The sequence below is a fragment of the Solimonas aquatica genome, assembly GCF_900111015.1.
In the GTDB taxonomy this organism is placed as follows: domain Bacteria; phylum Pseudomonadota; class Gammaproteobacteria; order Nevskiales; family Nevskiaceae; genus Solimonas; species Solimonas aquatica.
The window spans coordinates 268,473-282,898 of record NZ_FOFS01000005.1 but is presented as its reverse complement, the minus strand read 5'-3'; the positions used below and the strand labels follow the sequence as shown (position 1 = coordinate 282,898).

Annotated in this window: 16 protein-coding genes; 6 read left to right on the top strand and 10 right to left on the bottom strand. The window is 67.8% G+C overall.

The window, feature by feature from the left end; genetic code table 11:
* Nucleotides 1-11: 11 nt before the first annotated feature.
* From BMY12_RS08430 to BMY12_RS08420, 3 genes are all read right to left on the bottom strand, one after another.
* Nucleotides 12-782 carry a DUF1365 domain-containing protein gene (locus BMY12_RS08430; RefSeq protein ID WP_281242411.1) on the bottom strand — a complete coding sequence of 257 codons (771 nt, stop codon included), beginning with the start codon at nucleotides 780-782 and terminating at the stop codon, nucleotides 12-14.
* Entirely contained in the window at nucleotides 779-2,056 is a 1,278-nt protein-coding gene (locus tag BMY12_RS08425) for an NAD(P)/FAD-dependent oxidoreductase (RefSeq protein ID WP_093284496.1), read from the bottom strand. Before BMY12_RS08425 ends, BMY12_RS08430 begins: the two co-directional genes overlap by 4 nt.
* A 75-nt stretch (nucleotides 2,057-2,131) precedes the next feature.
* Nucleotides 2,132-2,749 carry an arylesterase gene (locus BMY12_RS08420; RefSeq protein WP_093284494.1) on the bottom strand — a complete coding sequence of 206 codons (618 nt, stop codon included), beginning with the start codon at nucleotides 2,747-2,749 and terminating at the stop codon, nucleotides 2,132-2,134.
* Between BMY12_RS08420 and BMY12_RS08415 the strand changes: the two genes are divergently transcribed.
* From BMY12_RS08415 to BMY12_RS08400, 4 genes are all read left to right on the top strand, one after another.
* Complete coding sequence (locus BMY12_RS08415; RefSeq protein WP_093284492.1) at nucleotides 2,748-3,422, top strand: ABC transporter ATP-binding protein; 675 nt, start codon at nucleotides 2,748-2,750, stop codon at nucleotides 3,420-3,422. The two genes, BMY12_RS08420 and BMY12_RS08415, sit on opposite strands and share 2 nt — an antisense overlap.
* Nucleotides 3,419-5,911, top strand: coding sequence for an ABC transporter permease (locus BMY12_RS08410; RefSeq protein WP_093284489.1), 2,493 nt, complete (start codon nucleotides 3,419-3,421; stop codon nucleotides 5,909-5,911). The genes BMY12_RS08415 and BMY12_RS08410 overlap by 4 nt, the downstream gene beginning before the upstream one ends.
* Nucleotides 5,912-5,991: 80 nt before the next feature.
* On the top strand, nucleotides 5,992-6,969 hold the full coding sequence (locus tag BMY12_RS08405) for a malate dehydrogenase (protein WP_093284487.1): 978 nt from the start codon (nucleotides 5,992-5,994) through the stop codon (nucleotides 6,967-6,969).
* Between the two features lie 103 nt (nucleotides 6,970-7,072).
* Complete coding sequence (locus tag BMY12_RS08400; protein WP_093284484.1) at nucleotides 7,073-8,044, top strand: magnesium transporter CorA family protein; 972 nt, start codon at nucleotides 7,073-7,075, stop codon at nucleotides 8,042-8,044.
* 144 nt (nucleotides 8,045-8,188) lie between these two features.
* On the opposite strand, the gene BMY12_RS08395 is transcribed toward BMY12_RS08400, so the two are convergent.
* Nucleotides 8,189-8,680 (bottom strand): DUF4442 domain-containing protein, encoded by a 492-nt coding sequence (locus BMY12_RS08395; RefSeq protein ID WP_093284481.1) that lies wholly within the window; start codon nucleotides 8,678-8,680, stop codon nucleotides 8,189-8,191.
* Between the two features lie 172 nt (nucleotides 8,681-8,852).
* On the opposite strand from BMY12_RS08395, the gene BMY12_RS08390 reads away from it, so the two are divergent.
* Nucleotides 8,853-9,857, top strand: a complete 1,005-nt coding sequence (locus BMY12_RS08390) for a chorismate transformation FkbO/Hyg5 family protein (protein WP_143068890.1) — start codon at nucleotides 8,853-8,855, stop codon at nucleotides 9,855-9,857.
* An 89-nt stretch (nucleotides 9,858-9,946) separates the two neighbouring features.
* Nucleotides 9,947-10,162: a DUF4287 domain-containing protein gene (locus BMY12_RS08385; protein ID WP_093284475.1), complete on the top strand. Its 216-nt coding sequence runs from the start codon at nucleotides 9,947-9,949 to the stop codon at nucleotides 10,160-10,162.
* Between the two features lie 188 nt (nucleotides 10,163-10,350).
* Here BMY12_RS08385 and BMY12_RS08380 read toward each other — a convergent pair whose 3' ends face one another.
* From BMY12_RS08380 to glpK, 6 genes are all read right to left on the bottom strand, one after another.
* The gene (locus BMY12_RS08380; RefSeq protein WP_093284472.1) at nucleotides 10,351-11,472 is read right to left on the bottom strand and encodes a glycerophosphodiester phosphodiesterase; all 1,122 of its coding nucleotides are present in this window, start codon (nucleotides 11,470-11,472) and stop codon (nucleotides 10,351-10,353) included.
* Nucleotides 11,473-11,596: 124 nt separating this feature from the next.
* A complete protein-coding gene (locus tag BMY12_RS08375; RefSeq protein ID WP_093284470.1) occupies nucleotides 11,597-12,025 on the bottom strand; it encodes a YqaA family protein in 429 nt (142 codons plus the stop codon).
* A 9-nt stretch (nucleotides 12,026-12,034) separates the two neighbouring features.
* A complete protein-coding gene (locus tag BMY12_RS08370; protein WP_093284468.1) occupies nucleotides 12,035-12,370 on the bottom strand; it encodes a hypothetical protein in 336 nt (111 codons plus the stop codon).
* The gene (locus tag BMY12_RS08365) at nucleotides 12,367-12,693 is read right to left on the bottom strand and encodes a hypothetical protein (protein WP_093284466.1); all 327 of its coding nucleotides are present in this window, start codon (nucleotides 12,691-12,693) and stop codon (nucleotides 12,367-12,369) included. Before BMY12_RS08365 ends, BMY12_RS08370 begins: the two co-directional genes overlap by 4 nt.
* 64 nt (nucleotides 12,694-12,757) lie before the next feature.
* Complete coding sequence (locus tag BMY12_RS20275) at nucleotides 12,758-12,907, bottom strand: hypothetical protein (protein WP_177188899.1); 150 nt, start codon at nucleotides 12,905-12,907, stop codon at nucleotides 12,758-12,760.
* 21 nt (nucleotides 12,908-12,928) lie between these two features.
* Nucleotides 12,929-14,404: a glycerol kinase GlpK gene (gene glpK, locus BMY12_RS08360; protein WP_093284464.1), complete on the bottom strand. Its 1,476-nt coding sequence runs from the start codon at nucleotides 14,402-14,404 to the stop codon at nucleotides 12,929-12,931.
* Nucleotides 14,405-14,426 lie beyond the last annotated feature (22 nt).

The following is a 14,426-nucleotide window of genomic DNA, read 5'->3' as shown; positions in this document are numbered from 1 at the left end:
TGTCAGATCGATCAGCTCGCACTCGCCGCCGGCGGCGCCGGCTTGCGATGAAAGCGCGCACCGCGCAGCCACAGCTTCAAGGCCTGCCAGTGGATGGCGCCCAGCACCTTGAGCATCAGCAGCGGCATCGCCAGCACCTGTCGCAGAATCTCGCCATCGCGCAGCGTCAGCCGCTCGCCCGCCAGCGTGGCGTCCATCAGCGGCGCGTCGTCACGTGTCTCGTGAATCGCCACCCGCAGCTGCGCTGCCGGCGCCGCAAGCACGAAGCGGTAGCGGCCGCGCAGATCGAAGAAGGGCGAGACGTGAAAGCACTTGTCCTTCTCCGGCATCGTTCCATACGGCAGCGCCGCGCCGCCGGATGCGAGCACGTAGCTGTGCCGCTCGCCGAAGGTGTTGCGCACCTCGGCGATCACCGCGCGCAGTCCGCCTTGCGCGTGCTCGCAATACCAGAGGCTGATGGGATTGAAGGCCATGCCCAGCACGCGCGGAAAGCACAGCAGACGCACGCGGCCCAGCGGAAACACCAGGCCGTAATCGCGCAGGGTCTGTTCGGCCCAGGGGCGCAGGCCGCCACCGTCGCCGTGATCGGCGTCGTGCAGCGAGAGCAGGTTGAAACGGTTGTGCGAGAAAAAACGCAGGCGCTGGTTCAGCGCAGCGAGCCGGTCGATATCGACCAGCAGATAAAACACGCGATACACGAAGCGGTAATACGGCGGCACATGACGCCGGTGCATGACGCGCGCGGCATACAGACAACCGTCCGCAGCGGCGTCGTGGTTCACAACCGCCCCCACTGCGGCAGGCAGTCGCGGTCCAGCGCCGCCACCGCGCGCAGTCCGGACTTCAGGCCGTCTTCGTGAAAACCGTAGCCGGTCCAGGCGCCGGCCCAGACGATGCCGCGCCGGTTCTGCAGCGCCGGCAACTGTGCCTGTGCGGCGATGGTGGCCGGGGTGTACTGCGGATGCGCGTACTCGGTCTGATACAGCACGCTGCCCTCGGCCGGATCGTGCGGCGGATTGAGCGAGACGATCAGCGGCGTCTTGCCCGGCAGGCGCTGCAGCTGGTTCATCCAGTAGCTCACGCCGATGGGCGCATCGCTCAGGCGATCCTCGGGCAGCAAGGCATTCCAGCTTGACCACACGGCGCGGCGACGCGGCATCAGACTCACATCGGTATGCAGCCAGGCCTTGTTGCGCGCGTAGGGCACATCGCCGAGCAGCGCGCGTTCCTGCACATCGGCATCGGCCAGCAGGCGCAGGGCCTGATCCGAATGCGTGGCACAGACTACGCGGTCGAAACGTTCCTCGCCATTGCGGCTGCTGAGCAGCACGCCGCCATCCTCGCTGCGGCGCAGCGACTGCACGGGCGTGGCACAGCGCACCTGACCCTCGAAGCGCTGCAGCAAGGCTTCGACATAGCGCTGCGAACCGCCGACCACGGTCTGCCATTGCGGGCGCTGATAGACATTGAGCAAACCGTGCGATTCGAAGAAGCGCGCGAAGGCCGGAAAGGGAAAGGCCATGACCCCGGCGGTGGAGCTGCTCCAGATCGGCCCGGCCATCGCCGCCACATAGCGCAGGCGCAGGCTCATGGGATAGCCGCCGCGCTCCAGAAACTCGCCGAGCGTGATCTCGGGCAGGGCGTCGGCCGCCAGCAGCTTCTTGACCTCGGCATTGAAGCGCGTGATCGCCAGCAGCATGCGGATATGCGCAGGCGAGAAGATCAGCGAGGGCTGGGCGAAGATCTTCAGCAGGTTTTCATCGCCGGCCCATTCCACGCGGCCGTCTTCCACCGACACGCCCAGGGACATATCGGTGTCCTGGCGCGGGACGCGCAGCTCATCGAGCAGGGCGTAGAAGTTCGGATAGTTGACCGGGTTGCAGACGATGAAGCCGGTGTCCACGGCCAGCGTGCCTTCGCCGGTGTCCACCTCCACGGTATTGCTGTGCCCGCCGGGACGCAGATGCGCCTCGAACAGCACCACCTGATGGCGGCGTGCCAGCAGATAGGCAGCGGAGAGACCGGCGATGCCGGCACCGACGACGGCGATTTTCATGCGGGACCGAAACAGGAGCAGAGGTTCTGATCCCCTTTACGGCCCGGTGAGGCGCCCGGATGCAGACCGCCCGGCTTATTTCGCCTTGGCCAGCGCCGCCAGCGTCGGCCACACCGTGTCCAGCATGCGGCCCTGCATGGCGGCGGCGGGATGGATGCCATCGTCCTGAAAGGCGTTGGGGTCCAGGGCGAAGCGGTCCATCAGAAACGGCGCCAGCGGCACTTTCAGTTCCTGCGCCAGCCGGGTGTAGCTGTCCTCGAACTGCTGGCTGTAAGCCGGGCCGTAGTTGCGCGGGATGCGCATCTGCATCAGCACCGGCTGCGCGCCGGCCTGGCGTGTCAGCAGCACCATCTGTTTGAGATTGTCACGCAGCTTGGCCACCGGCAGACCGCGCAGGCCGTCATTGCCGCCCAGCTCGATCAGCACCAGGCGCGGACGATGCCGCGTCAGCAAGGCCGGCAGCCGCGCCAGGCCGCCGGCCGAGGTGTCGCCGCTGACGCTGGCATTGACGATGCGCGCGGGATAGCCTGCGTTTTTGAGCCGTTCCTGCAGCAGCGCCACCCAGCCGCGCGAAACCTCGATGCCATAGCCGGCGGAGATACTGTCGCCCAGCACCAGCCAGGTGGGCGCATCCGCGCGCGCCTGCAGCGCCGTACAGAGCAGGACCAGCACACAGAGGACACGTTTGAGCATGAGTTCGGATCGTCAGGCGGTGGTGGCGCGGCATCTCGCCAAAGAGGTTAGCAGCGGCACGCAGACGCTGACGATTCTTCACGACGTCAGTCTCAGCCTGCCGGCCGGCGAATCGCTGGCCATCGTCGGCGCCAGCGGCTCCGGCAAGACCACGCTGCTGTCGCTGCTCGCCGGCTTGGACCGCGCCACGCGCGGACAGGTTCTGCTCGACGGCGTGGACCTGGGCACGCTCGACGAGGACGGCTGCGCGCGTCTGCGTGCCGGGCGCGTGGGTTTCGTGTTCCAGTCCTTCCAGCTGCTGGCCGGCTTCACGGCGCTGGAGAACGTGATGCTGCCGGCAGAGCTGGCGGGCTATGCCGATGCGCCGGCGCGTGCGCGCCTGGCCCTCGACAGCGTGGGTTTGTCGGCGCGCCTGGAACACTATCCGGCGCAGCTCTCCGGCGGCGAGCAGCAGCGCGTGGCCCTGGCGCGCGCCTTCTGCGGCGAGCCTGCGATCCTGTTCGCCGACGAACCCACCGGCAATCTCGATACCGAAACCGGCGCGCGCATCAGCGAGCTGCTGTTCGATCTCAACCACCAGCGCGGCACCACCCTGGTGCTGGTCACCCATGATGCGCAGCTCGCCGGCCGCTGCACGCACCAGCTGCGTCTGCGCGCGGGGCGGGTGATATGAGCGGCGAGGCCAGCGCGCTGCGCTTTGCGCTGCGCCGTCTGCGCCGCGGCTGGCGCAGCGGCGAGCTGCTGATCCTGCTGCTGGCACTGCTGATCGCGGTGAGCGCCAGCGGCACGGTGCGCCTGTTTGCCGAACGCGTGCGCCTGGCCTTGAACGAGGGCAGCAGCGAGGCGCTCGGCGCGGATCTGGTGATCAGCAGCAACAGGCCTTTGCCGGAGCACCTGCGCGAATCGGCGCGAGCTGCGCAGCTGCGCAGCGCCGAGGTCCTGCAGCTGAGCAGCGTGGTGTTCGCCGCTGAGGTTTCCTCCCTGGCTTCGATCAAGGCGGTGAGCGCCGACTATCCGCTGCGCGGCACGCTCAGGCTCGCGGCGCTGCCCTATGCGCCGGCGCAGGACGCCAAGGGGCCGCCGCAAGGTGCGGCCTATGTGGACGCCAAGCTCTGGCAGGACCTGCAGCTGCAGGCCGGCGGCGAAGTGGCCGTCGGTGAACTCAAGCTGCGCGTGGCCGGCGTGATCGAGAACGAGCCGGATCGCGGCAATGGTTTTTCCGATCTGGCGCCGCGCCTGATGATGAACCGCGCCGATCTGGACGCCAGCGGCCTGCTCGGTCCCGGCAGCCGCGCCGACTACCGTCTGTATCTGGCCGGCGCGCGCGAGGCCATCGCGCGCCTGGTGCCGGCGCAGCCCGAGCACGGTCTGCGCTACACGCAGCCGCAGGACGCGCGCCGCGAGCTGCGCGGCGTGGTGCAGCGCGCCGGCCAGCTGCTCGACCTCGCGGTGCTGGCCGCGATGCTGCTGGCCGCCGCTGCCGTGGCGCAGGCCGCGCGCCAGTACGGCGAGAAGCAGCGCGAGGAGATCGCCCTGCTCAAATGCCTGGGCGCTTCGCGCGCGTTCATCACGCGCGCGCTGCTGCTGCAGCTGCTGCTGCTGGGCCTGGCGGCGGGTGCTTGCGGCGCGCTGCTCGCCGCTGCCGGACAGAGCGCGCTGGCGGCGCTGCTGCAGAGCAGCCTGCAACTGGCCTTGCCGCCGGTGTCGCTGCAGCCGCTGCTGGGCGCGGTGGCTCTGGGCTTGCTGATGCTGCTGGGTTTTGCCGCGCCGCCGCTGCTGAGTGCGCGCAACACCCCGGTGCTGCGCGTGCTGCAGCGTGCCGCCGAAAGCCCGGGCGCGCAGCGCCTGAGCCTGCTGCTGGCCCTGGCCACTGCCGCGCTGCTGCTGTGGCTGGCCACCGGGGATGCGCAGCTGGCCCTGCGCGTGGCCCTGGGCACAGCGCTCACCCTGGGCGTGCTGGCGCTGCTCGCCTGGCTGCTGGTGCGCGCGCTGCAGCCGCTGCGCCGCGGCGGCAGGCGCGGCTTCGCGCTGCGCTTCGGCCTGGCCAATCTGGCGCGGCGGCGCGGCGCCACGGTGGCGCAGGCCACGGGGCTGGGCATCGGCCTGCTGGCCCTGCTGCTGGTTTCGGTGGTGCGCGAGGATCTGCTCGACAGCTGGCGGAACAAGCTGCCGGCCGATGCGCCCAACCAGTTCCTGATCAACATCCAGCCCGAACAGCGCGAGGCCCTGCAGGCCTTCTTCGCCAGCCACGGCCTGGGCACGGTCAAGCTCTGGCCGATGGCGCGCGGACGCCTGGTGGCGCTCAACGGCAAGCCGGTGGATGTGGAGTCCTTCGACGATCCGCAGACCCGCGCCTGGATCAACCGCGAGTTCAATCTGTCCTGGACCGATGTCATCGGCAGCGACAATGTGGTGACGCAGGGTCAGTGGTGGGGCGAGGCCGGTCGCGGGCAGGCCTGGCTGTCGGCCGAGGAATACGCCATCGAGCGTCTGCATCTGAAGCTGGGCGACACGCTCACCCTGGATTTCTCCGGCGAGACCCAGACCTTCACCGTGCACAACTTCCGCAAGGTGGACTGGGGCAGCTTCAAGCCCAACTTCTTCCTGCTGGCGCCGGAGGACGCGGTGGGCGAGGCGGTGCCGCGCCAGTACATCGCCAGCTTCTATCTGCCGGCGGCGCGGCGCGCGCTGCTGCGCGAGCTGGTGGCGCAGTTCCCCAACATCAGCGTGCTGGATATCGACGCCGCGCTCAGGCAGGTGCGTGGCCTGATCACGCAGGTGCTGCGCGCCCTGGAGTTCGTGCTGCTGTTCACGCTGGCTTCCGGTCTGGCGCTGCTGCTCGCCGCTGTGGAAGCCACGCGCGGCCAGCGTCAGCGCGAGACCGCGCTGCTGCGCACCCTGGGCGCCAGCCGCGTGCAGATCCTGGCCGCCCTGATGGCGGAGTACGCCTTGCTGGGCCTGCTGGCCGGCGCGGTGGCGGCGATCGCCGCGCAGAGCCTGGCCTGGCTGCTGGCCGTGCAGCTGCTCGACATCCCCTACGGTCCGCGGCCGCTGCTGTGGCTGCTCGGCATGCTGGCCGGCGCGCTGCTGGTGATGGCCCTGGGCTGGCTGTCCCTGCGTGGCAGTCTGCGCACAGCCCCGCGTCAAGTGCTGGCGGGATGAGGATTTCCCCGGGGCGGCCCGGCGCGTTTAGAATTGCGGCCCCGTTTGCTACCGCCCGCACAAGAATCGGAGTTTTGTCAATGAAGAAGCCCGTCAAGGTCGCCATCACCGGCGCCGCCGGCCAGATCGCCTACTCGCTCATTTTCCGCGTCGCCAGCGGCTCCATGCTGGGCCCTGACCAGCCGGTGATCCTGCAGCTGCTGGACATCCCGGACTCGTTGGAAAAGCTCAAGGGCACGGTGATGGAGATCGAAGACTGCGCCTTCCCGCTGGTGTCCGGCGTGGTGGCCACCGCCGATCCGATGGAAGCCTTCGACGGCACCGATTACGGCCTGCTGGTCGGCGCGCGTCCGCGCGGCCCCGGCATGGAGCGCAAGGACCTGCTGGAAGCCAATGCCAAGATCTTCTCCGTGCAGGGCAAGGCGCTCTCCGAGAAGGCCAGCCGCGACGTGAAGGTGCTGGTGGTCGGCAATCCCGCCAACACCAATGCCCTGATCACCGCGTCCAACGCCAAGAAGCTGGACCCCAAGCAGATCACCGCCATGGTGCGCCTGGACCACAACCGTGCGATCAGCCAGCTCGCCGCCAAGACCGGCACCAGCGGCAACGACATCGACAAGGTCATCATCTGGGGCAACCACTCGGCCACCCAGTATCCCGACATCAGCCACACCACCATCGCCGGCAAGGCCGCCAAGAGCCTGGTCAGCCAGGAGTGGGTCGAGAAGGACTTCATCCCCACCGTGCAGCAGCGCGGCGCCGCCATCATCAAGGCGCGCGGCCTGTCTTCCGCCGCCTCGGCCGCTTCGGCCGCCGTCGATCACATGCGTGACTGGGCGCTGGGCACCAACGGCAAGTGGGTGAGCATGGGCATCCCCTCCGACGGCAGCTACGGCATCGCCCCGGGCGTGGTCTACGGCTACCCGGTGACCTGCGCCAACGGCAAGTACGAGATCGTGCAGGGCCTGTCGGTGGACGAGTTCAGCCGCGCCCGCATGAGCGTCACCGAGACCGAGCTGCGCGAAGAGCGCGCCGCCATCGAAGAGCTGCTGAAGTAAGCGCTTCGCGACGCGACACCCAGCTCGCAAAACCGAGGCCTGAAGCGATACGCTTCAGGCCTCTTTTGTTTTCGCCCACCGCTCAAACAACAAGACCGCGGCCATGGAAATCTTCAGCTTCAGCCGGCAGGGCGTGGTGCCCACGCGCCTGGCGCGCGTCGAGCAGATCCCGGAGGAGGGATTCGTCTGGCTGGATTTCACCCGCGACGAAGCCGCGCAATGGCCGAGCTGGGTGCGCCGCCTCACCGGCGTGCAGATCAACAGCGATCACTTCGACGACAGTCTCAATCCCGATCACCCGTCCTACTACGACGGCACCGAGGATTACGACATGCTGGTGTTCCAGGGGCTCACCCCGGAAATCGGCGGCGGCGACTACCTGATCGAAAGCCGCTCGGCGGCGTTCTTTCTGTTCGACGGACTGCTGGTTTCGGTGCGCTCGAAGGAGAACCTGTCCTTCGAGCAGGTCAAGCGCAAGTTCTGTGAGATCAAGCTGCGCTTTCCGTCCACGCCCTTCGGCCTGGTGCATGTGATTCTCGACCTCATGGTCGACCGCTACATGAGCGTGACCGATGAGCTGGAGAAGCGCCTGGAGTCGATCAGCGACGATCTGGTGGACCCCAGGAATCCTTTCGAGGACTGGCAGGAGCTGCTGGCCTACCGCAAGCAGGCGCATGCCCTGGAACTGATCTGCGGCAAGAATCTCGACGCGCTGGACAACTTCCGCCGCGACATGCGCTCGGAGCTTTCCGAAAACCAGCGCATCCGCCTCAATGATCTGCGCGAGCACATCCAGCGCGTGGAGACGCATGCCGACTCCCTGCAGCGCGACATCGAAGTGGCGGTGCAGCTGCACTTCGCCGCCACCGCACACCAGACCAACAAGGTGATCCAGATGCTGACGGTGCTGTCGGCGATCTTCTTCCCCCTGACCCTGATCACCGGCATCTACGGCATGAACTTCGACCACATGCCCGAGCTGCACTGGCGTTACGGCTACTTCTTCGCGCTGGGCCTGCTGGTGACCATTGGCGGTTCGCTGCTGCTGTATTTCAGAAGGCGGAAGTTGTTTTAGAGGGGTCCCCCTCTCCCCAACCCCTCTCCCGCGAGGGGAGAGGGGCTTTGGCTGCGTTGGGATCGAAAGCTCAGCGAGCGCATTGGAGCTATTCCCCTCTCCCCTCGCGGGAGAGGGGTCAGGGGAGAGGGGGGCCTTGCCCCTTCAACCCCGCCGCTTCTCCACCCAGGCCCAGACCATCGTCACCGCGATGGGCGCTTCGCCGGATTCATCCTGCACGCGCACCGGCACCACCATCTCGCCCTTGGGCTCGGCCGCGATGCGCGCAGCGGCGCCTGCATCCAGCGTCGCCGTGGCCTTCAGCGCGCCCTGCGCGCGGCGCTGGTAATCCACGTGCATGCTCTTGAGCAGCGGCAGCTTGTCGTCCGGCACGTTCATGCCGAACACTGCCCCGCTGGTGGTCTCCGCCAGCAGCGCCATCGCTGCGGCGTGAATGCCGCCGATGTGGTTGCGCACCTTGCGGCGGTTGGCCATGTGCACGATGGCCTGCGTGGCGCTCAGATGCTCGAAGCGCGCGCCGCCGGTGCCGGCGAAGCGCACCTGTGAGTTGAAGGCCAGGGTGAGGGCACGACGCGCCAGCGGCGCCGGCAGGCGCTCCAGCTGCGCCACCACGCGCGACAACAGATTCCTGCTCATGAGATTCGGCCGGCGATAAGGGAGGCGGGGATTGTGCCGCCCGCACGCCGCGCCGCCCTTGTCCCGCAGCACCGCGGGCGGTGGCGCAGACGCCAGTGCGCTCCGCTTCGCGGCACAGGTTCTACAATACGCGGCCGTCACACCGTCCCCGCCACCAGGCCCGCCCCGCTCCATGTCCGCGTCCGCCCCACCGCCGCCCCGCTCGCGAGGCCCGCGTCCGTACGCGCTGGAGCTGCACGAACAGGTGCCGGCGCAGCTGGACGAGACCGTGCTGGCCTGTGTGCGCCACGGCCGCGCACTGCCGCCGCCGGCGGATGCGCGCTGCATCGACGTGCCGCTGGCCCTGCTGCAAGGCCCGGGCTGCGAAATCTGGCGCAGCGCCACGCCGGTGCGGCAGAACCGCGAAGGCCGTATCGCCTACGCCGAAAACGGCGAGGTGCTGCTGGGCCATGTGCACTTGCCGGAAGCCGCGCTGGCGGATCTGAGCGCTGCCAGCGAAAGCCTGTACCGCGAGCTGCAGGGCTTCCTGCGGCGCAGCGGTTACGGCGCCTGCCTGCGCATCTGGAACTATCTCGCCGACATCACCAAGGGCCAGGGCGACGCCGAGCGCTACCGGCAGTTCGTGCTCGGCCGCTACCACGCGCTGGCGCAGCAGGATGGTTTCGAGCGCGAGCTGCCCGCCGCCACCGCCATCGGCCTGCAGGACGGCGGTCTGCTGATCTATTTTCTGGCTGCGCGCGAAGGCGGCACGCAGATCGAAAACCCGCGCCAGCTGAGTGCATTTCAGTATCCGCGCCAGTACGGTCCCAAGAGCCCCAGCTTCTCGCGCGCCAACTACCTGGCCTGGTCCGACGGCGCGCAGCTGCTGGTGTCCGGCACCGCCAGCGTGGTCGGTCATGAAACCGCACATGCCGCGCAGGCGCAGCGCCAGCTCGATGAAATCCTCATCAATCTCGAAGCCCTGCTGGCCGAAGCCGACCGCCGCGCCGCACGCACGCACGTCTGGCAGCCGACGCTGATCAAGCTCTACCTGCGCGAAGCCGCGCACCTGAGCGCCGCCAGCGCCCGCCTCGACGCCTGGCTGCCGCCACAGGTGCCGCGCATGATTCTGCTCGGCGAGGTCTGCCGCAGCGATCTGGAGCTGGAGATCGAAGGGATTTTCGGAGTGGGGCTTTAGCCGGACGGCGCCTGCTGCTGAAAACAAGCGCTCGCCGTAAGATCGAGGCGGCGCATCGGCGCCTCAAACGTTCCAGACGGAGTTGCCGCATGTCCGAACCGGAAAAAGCCAAGGGCCCCGCTTCCTATTTTCCTTCCATCGAGAAGAAGTACGGGCAGCCGGTGAGCCACTGGCTGGCGCTGCTCAAGAAGCAGAAAGGCCTCCAGCACATGGAGCTGGTGGCCTGGCTCAAGAACGAGCACGGCATGGGTCATGGTCATGCCAATGCCCTGGTGGCGTATCTGCGGGCGCAGCAGGGGACTTGATCTCGGCGGCTCTGCCCAGCCAGCTGCCAGCGCAGGCATGACCACCGTCAGGCCCGCACCGGCCGCCGAAGGCTTCGCCGTCGGGCAGAGATGGGGTCAATCGCCGGCACCGCAGATCGAGTCCCCGATAAGGGCGCGGTTCATGCGCGAGGGCTACGCGCTGTCGTCAGGCCGAGAGCGGCCGGCGCTTACCGATTCGCCACGAAGCCATCGATCGCCGCGCGCGACACAAACGAGTCATCGCTGAACACGCCGTCCACGCCCGCCTGCAGGAAGCGCAGGATTTCGCTGTAGGCATCGCCGCGTGCGGTGATATCGCTGCTGGAGCGGTAATCGGCAGGCAGGAAATTGTTTTCCGGGCGGAAGGTGTACGGGTGAACGAGCAGGCCCGCCGCGTGCGCATCCGTCACCAGCGTGCTTTCGGCGCCGAGATGACCATCGCCGGTGCGCGCGATCACCATGTTCTTGTCGGGGCCGATGCCGTTGACGGTCCTGGCCAGCTCGGCCAGACCCGCAGGCGTGATCAGATCGGCATAGCCGCGCGGATCACCCGCCGCAACGAAGTCATAAGGCTGCGCAGGCGGCGCGCTCAGCAGCTGAATCAGGCGCAGCGAGGTTTTCGTGCGCAGTGCCTTGAGGTTCGCGACTTCAAAGGACTGGATGAACACCGGTGCATCCGCGGTGGTGTAGCCATTGGCGCTGAGCACGTCGAGCAGCCTCTGCTCCAGCGGCAGGCCGATGCTCTGGAAGTAAGTGGGATGCTTGGTTTCCGGATAGATGGCGATGGTGCGTCCGGTCTCCGTGGTCCTGGCCTTGGCCAGATCGATCACTTCCTGCAGCGTGGGAATCGTGTAAAGGCCGTTGTAGCGCGTATTGTCGGGACGGATGGCCGGGATGCGCTCTTTCGCGCGCAAGGTCTTGAGCTCGGCCAAGGTGAAGTCTTCGGTGAACCAGCCCGTCAGGCTGACGCCATCGATGAGCTTGGTGCTGCGCCGCGATGTGAACTCGGGATGATCGGCGACATCGGTGGTGCCGGAGATTTCGTTCTCGTGACGCGCCACCAGTTGCCCGTCCCTGGTCGCCACCAGATCCGGCTCGATGACATCGGCGCCGTATTCGATGGCCAGATCATAGGACGCAAGCGTGTGCTCGGGCCAGTACGCCGGCGCGCCGCGATGGCCGATGGCCAGAATCGCCGGCAAGGCCTTGGCGCGGGCCGAGCTGCTTTGCGGGCTTGGGTTGTTGTTGCTGCAGGCTGCCAGCATCAGACCGATGACGGCGAGCAGACTGAGGTTCAGGCGGGTGGACATGGGGGATTCCTTGGGCCATTGCGTGCCGCGAGCAGTCGTGAGTGCAACCCACGGACAAGTTCTAAGTGGTCGCGATGACGTGCACATGACATGGCCACGGCCTGACGATCTGCAGGCACAAGGCTCAGAACCACGCCACGCTCAAGCCGTACACCACCAGATAGCGCCCGGTCTTGGCGATGCTGACCAGCAGCAGGAATCGCCACAGCGGTTCACGCAGCACGCCGGCCACCACGGTCAGCGGATCGCCGATGATCGGCGCCCAGCTCAGCAGCAGGGACCAATAGCCGTAACGCTGGTACTGCGCCTGCGCGCGCGCCAGGGTCTGCGCGCGGATCGGAAACCAGCGCCGGTTCTGGAAACGCATCAGGCCCAGACCCAGCAGGTAGTTGAGCCAGGAGCCGAGGATGTTGCCGGCGCTGGCCACGAGCAGCAGCAGTGTGGCGGAATATTTTTTGGAAGCGAGCAGGCCCAGCAGCAGGGCTTCCGATTGCGCGGGAAAAATCGTCGCGGCCAGCAGCGCGCTGGCGAACAGCAGCAGATAGCCACTCATGGTGCGTGCTCAGCGTGCGGCGTGATAGGCCTTGGCCTTGAGCCGGGTGCACCACTGGCGATAGACGATGGCGTTGGTCCAGCTTTGTTCCACCTGCACCTCGGCGATGTAATCGCCCTGCGCCTGCGCCAGCAGATCCTGATACGCATGCGCTGCGTGATTCCTGATGCCGTGACCGATGATGAGCAGGCGCCAGCCGCAGGCCTGGGCCTGGATCTCGCGCACGCTGGCGTTCTTCGGCGGCAGGGTCTGACTGGAGCGGCTGCCGAGTTCCACCGGCAGGCTGGTGCAGGCGCCGAGCAGCAAGGCGGCGGCCAGAACGGGCCAAAGCGTGCGCGGCTTCATCGCACGGCCACCGCGGTGATGCTGGTGCAGCGCATGGTGCCCAGGCCCCAGAAGAACCAGCGTTCCTGCATCGTCACGTCGATCAGCGCGCGCGCATTCGGCACGCTGGCCAGGGCCTGGTCATAGGCGTTCTGCAGACGCTCGTTCAGGCCGATGGGAATCAGCAGCACATTGGTGCCGCAGGCCTCGCCCCTGGCGGCGCCGAGCTTGACGTAGTTGCCTGGCGGCGGCGTGACTTTGATGAAGCCGGAGCTGCAGGCGCCGAGCAGCAGCGCGACGAGCAGCAGCGGCCAGCGGTGATGGGAGCGTGAGGTGGCGGGCATGGTGGCGGGTTTTGCTGCGGGCTTTCCAGGTGGCGTGGGCGTGACGGAAGCGCGTCCCCTCAGCCTAGCCCTCGGCGCCGTCGCTGCGCGATGCCGGCGAGGGCACGGCGCCGCCGAGCGCATCGTGCCACGACGCCGGCTCGGCACGCGGTGCGGAGCGATGACAGGCGCCGAGCAAGCCCAGCATCAGCACGGCAATGAGCAGTTTGCGCATGATCCCGTCTCCTCTTCCGGTTCAAGCTCCGCTGCGCACGCGCGCCACGGCCTTGCGCCAGCCTTCGTAGGCGGCATTGCTTTTTTCCGTCGCCATCTGCGGGACGAAGCGCGCCTGGCTTTGCCAGCGCTTGGCGATGTCGTCCAGCGAGTCGTAGACACCGGCCGTGAGGCCGGCAAGAAAGGCCGCGCCCAGGGCGGTGGTTTCCACGGTCTGCGGGCGCACCACCGGCAGCTGCAGCAGATCGGCCAGGCATTGCGTGAGCCAGTCGTTCACCACCATGCCGCCGTCCACGCGCAGCTCGGTGGGCGGCACCGCGTCCTGCGCCATGGCCTGCAGCAGGTCGCGGGTCTGATACGCCACCGATTCCAGTGCGGCGCGCACGATATGGGCGATGCCGGAATCACGGGTGAGGCCGAAGATCGCGCCGCGCGCTTCCGGGTCCCAGTACGGCGCGCCCAGACCGGTGAAGGCCGGCACCAGATACACGCCCTGCGTATCGGGAATGGACTTGGCGAGATTCTCGGTTTCACCGGCGGCGCGGATCAGGTGCATGGCATCGCGCAGCCATTGCACGGCGGCGCCGGCGACGAAGATGCTGCCTTCCAGCGCATACGTGGTCTGGCCGTTCAGGCGATACGCCACCGTGGACAGCAGGCGCGAGCGTGAGCGGCGGAATTCAGGGCCGGTGTTGAGCACCATGAAGCAGCCGGTGCCGTAGGTGGACTTGATCATGCCGGGCGCGAAACAGGCCTGGCCGATGGTGGCGGCCTGCTGGTCACCGGCGATGCCCCCGATGGCGATCTCGCCGCCCAGCAAGGCGGTCTGCGTGCGGCCGTAGTCGGCGGCGCAGTCGCGCACCTCGGGCAGCAGCGCGCGCGGCACGCGGAAGAACGCCAGCAGTTCTTCATCCCATTGCTGCGTGGCGATGTTGAACAGCGCGGTGCGCGAGGCATTGCTGGCGTCGGTGGCGTGCAGCCGGCCGCCGGTGAGATTCCAGAGCAGCCAGCTGTCGATGGTGCCGAAGGCCAGCTCGCCGTTTTCGGCGCGCGCCCGCGCGCCGGGCACCTGATCGAGCAGCCAGGCGATCTTGGTGGCGGAGAAGTAAGGGTCGAGCAGCAGGCCGGTCCTGGCATTGAGCCAGTCGCTGCGCTCCTGATGCTGCTGGCAGAAGGCGCTGGTGCGACGGTCCTGCCAGACGATGGCGGGATGGATGGGCGTGCCGCTGGCGCGCTCCCAGATCACCGTGGTCTCGCGCTGGTTGGTGATGCCCAGGCTGGCGATCTGCCGCGCCTGCAGCTTCGCGGCGGCCAGGGCTTCGCGCGCGCAGGTCAGGGTGTCCTGCCAGATGCGCTGCGCATCGTGCTCCACCCAGCCGGGCTGCGGATACGACTGCGGCAGCTCGCGCTGCGCCACGCCCAGCTTGCGGCCTTCGGCATCGAAGACAATGGCGCGTGTGCTGGTGGTGCCCTGGTCGATGGCCAGCAAAGCCTTCATGCCAAGCTCTCCGATCTGATCG

Bases quoted from the DNA above. Each gene is read 5' to 3' on its own strand.
- BMY12_RS08390 (WP_143068890.1), top strand. From the start codon at position 8,853: ATGTCCGCGTCCGCCCCACCGCCGCCCCGCTCGCGAGGCCCGCGTCCG.
- BMY12_RS08370 (WP_093284468.1), bottom strand. From the start codon at position 12,370: ATGAAGCCGCGCACGCTTTGGCCCGTTCTGGCCGCCGCCTTGCTGCTC.
- glpK (WP_093284464.1), bottom strand. From the start codon at position 14,404: ATGAAGGCTTTGCTGGCCATCGACCAGGGCACCACCAGCACACGCGCC.
- BMY12_RS20275 (WP_177188899.1), bottom strand. From the start codon at position 12,907: ATGCGCAAACTGCTCATTGCCGTGCTGATGCTGGGCTTGCTCGGCGCC.
- BMY12_RS08405 (WP_093284487.1), top strand. From the start codon at position 5,992: ATGAAGAAGCCCGTCAAGGTCGCCATCACCGGCGCCGCCGGCCAGATC.
- BMY12_RS08410 (WP_093284489.1), top strand. From the start codon at position 3,419: ATGAGCGGCGAGGCCAGCGCGCTGCGCTTTGCGCTGCGCCGTCTGCGC.
- BMY12_RS08385 (WP_093284475.1), top strand. From the start codon at position 9,947: ATGTCCGAACCGGAAAAAGCCAAGGGCCCCGCTTCCTATTTTCCTTCC.
- BMY12_RS08400 (WP_093284484.1), top strand. From the start codon at position 7,073: ATGGAAATCTTCAGCTTCAGCCGGCAGGGCGTGGTGCCCACGCGCCTG.
- BMY12_RS08395 (WP_093284481.1), bottom strand. From the start codon at position 8,680: ATGAGCAGGAATCTGTTGTCGCGCGTGGTGGCGCAGCTGGAGCGCCTG.
- BMY12_RS08380 (WP_093284472.1), bottom strand. From the start codon at position 11,472: ATGTCCACCCGCCTGAACCTCAGTCTGCTCGCCGTCATCGGTCTGATG.
- BMY12_RS08375 (WP_093284470.1), bottom strand. From the start codon at position 12,025: ATGAGTGGCTATCTGCTGCTGTTCGCCAGCGCGCTGCTGGCCGCGACG.
- BMY12_RS08425 (WP_093284496.1), bottom strand. From the start codon at position 2,056: ATGAAAATCGCCGTCGTCGGTGCCGGCATCGCCGGTCTCTCCGCTGCC.
- BMY12_RS08420 (WP_093284494.1), bottom strand. From the start codon at position 2,749: ATGCTCAAACGTGTCCTCTGTGTGCTGGTCCTGCTCTGTACGGCGCTG.
- BMY12_RS08365 (WP_093284466.1), bottom strand. From the start codon at position 12,693: ATGCCCGCCACCTCACGCTCCCATCACCGCTGGCCGCTGCTGCTCGTC.
- BMY12_RS08415 (WP_093284492.1), top strand. From the start codon at position 2,748: ATGAGTTCGGATCGTCAGGCGGTGGTGGCGCGGCATCTCGCCAAAGAG.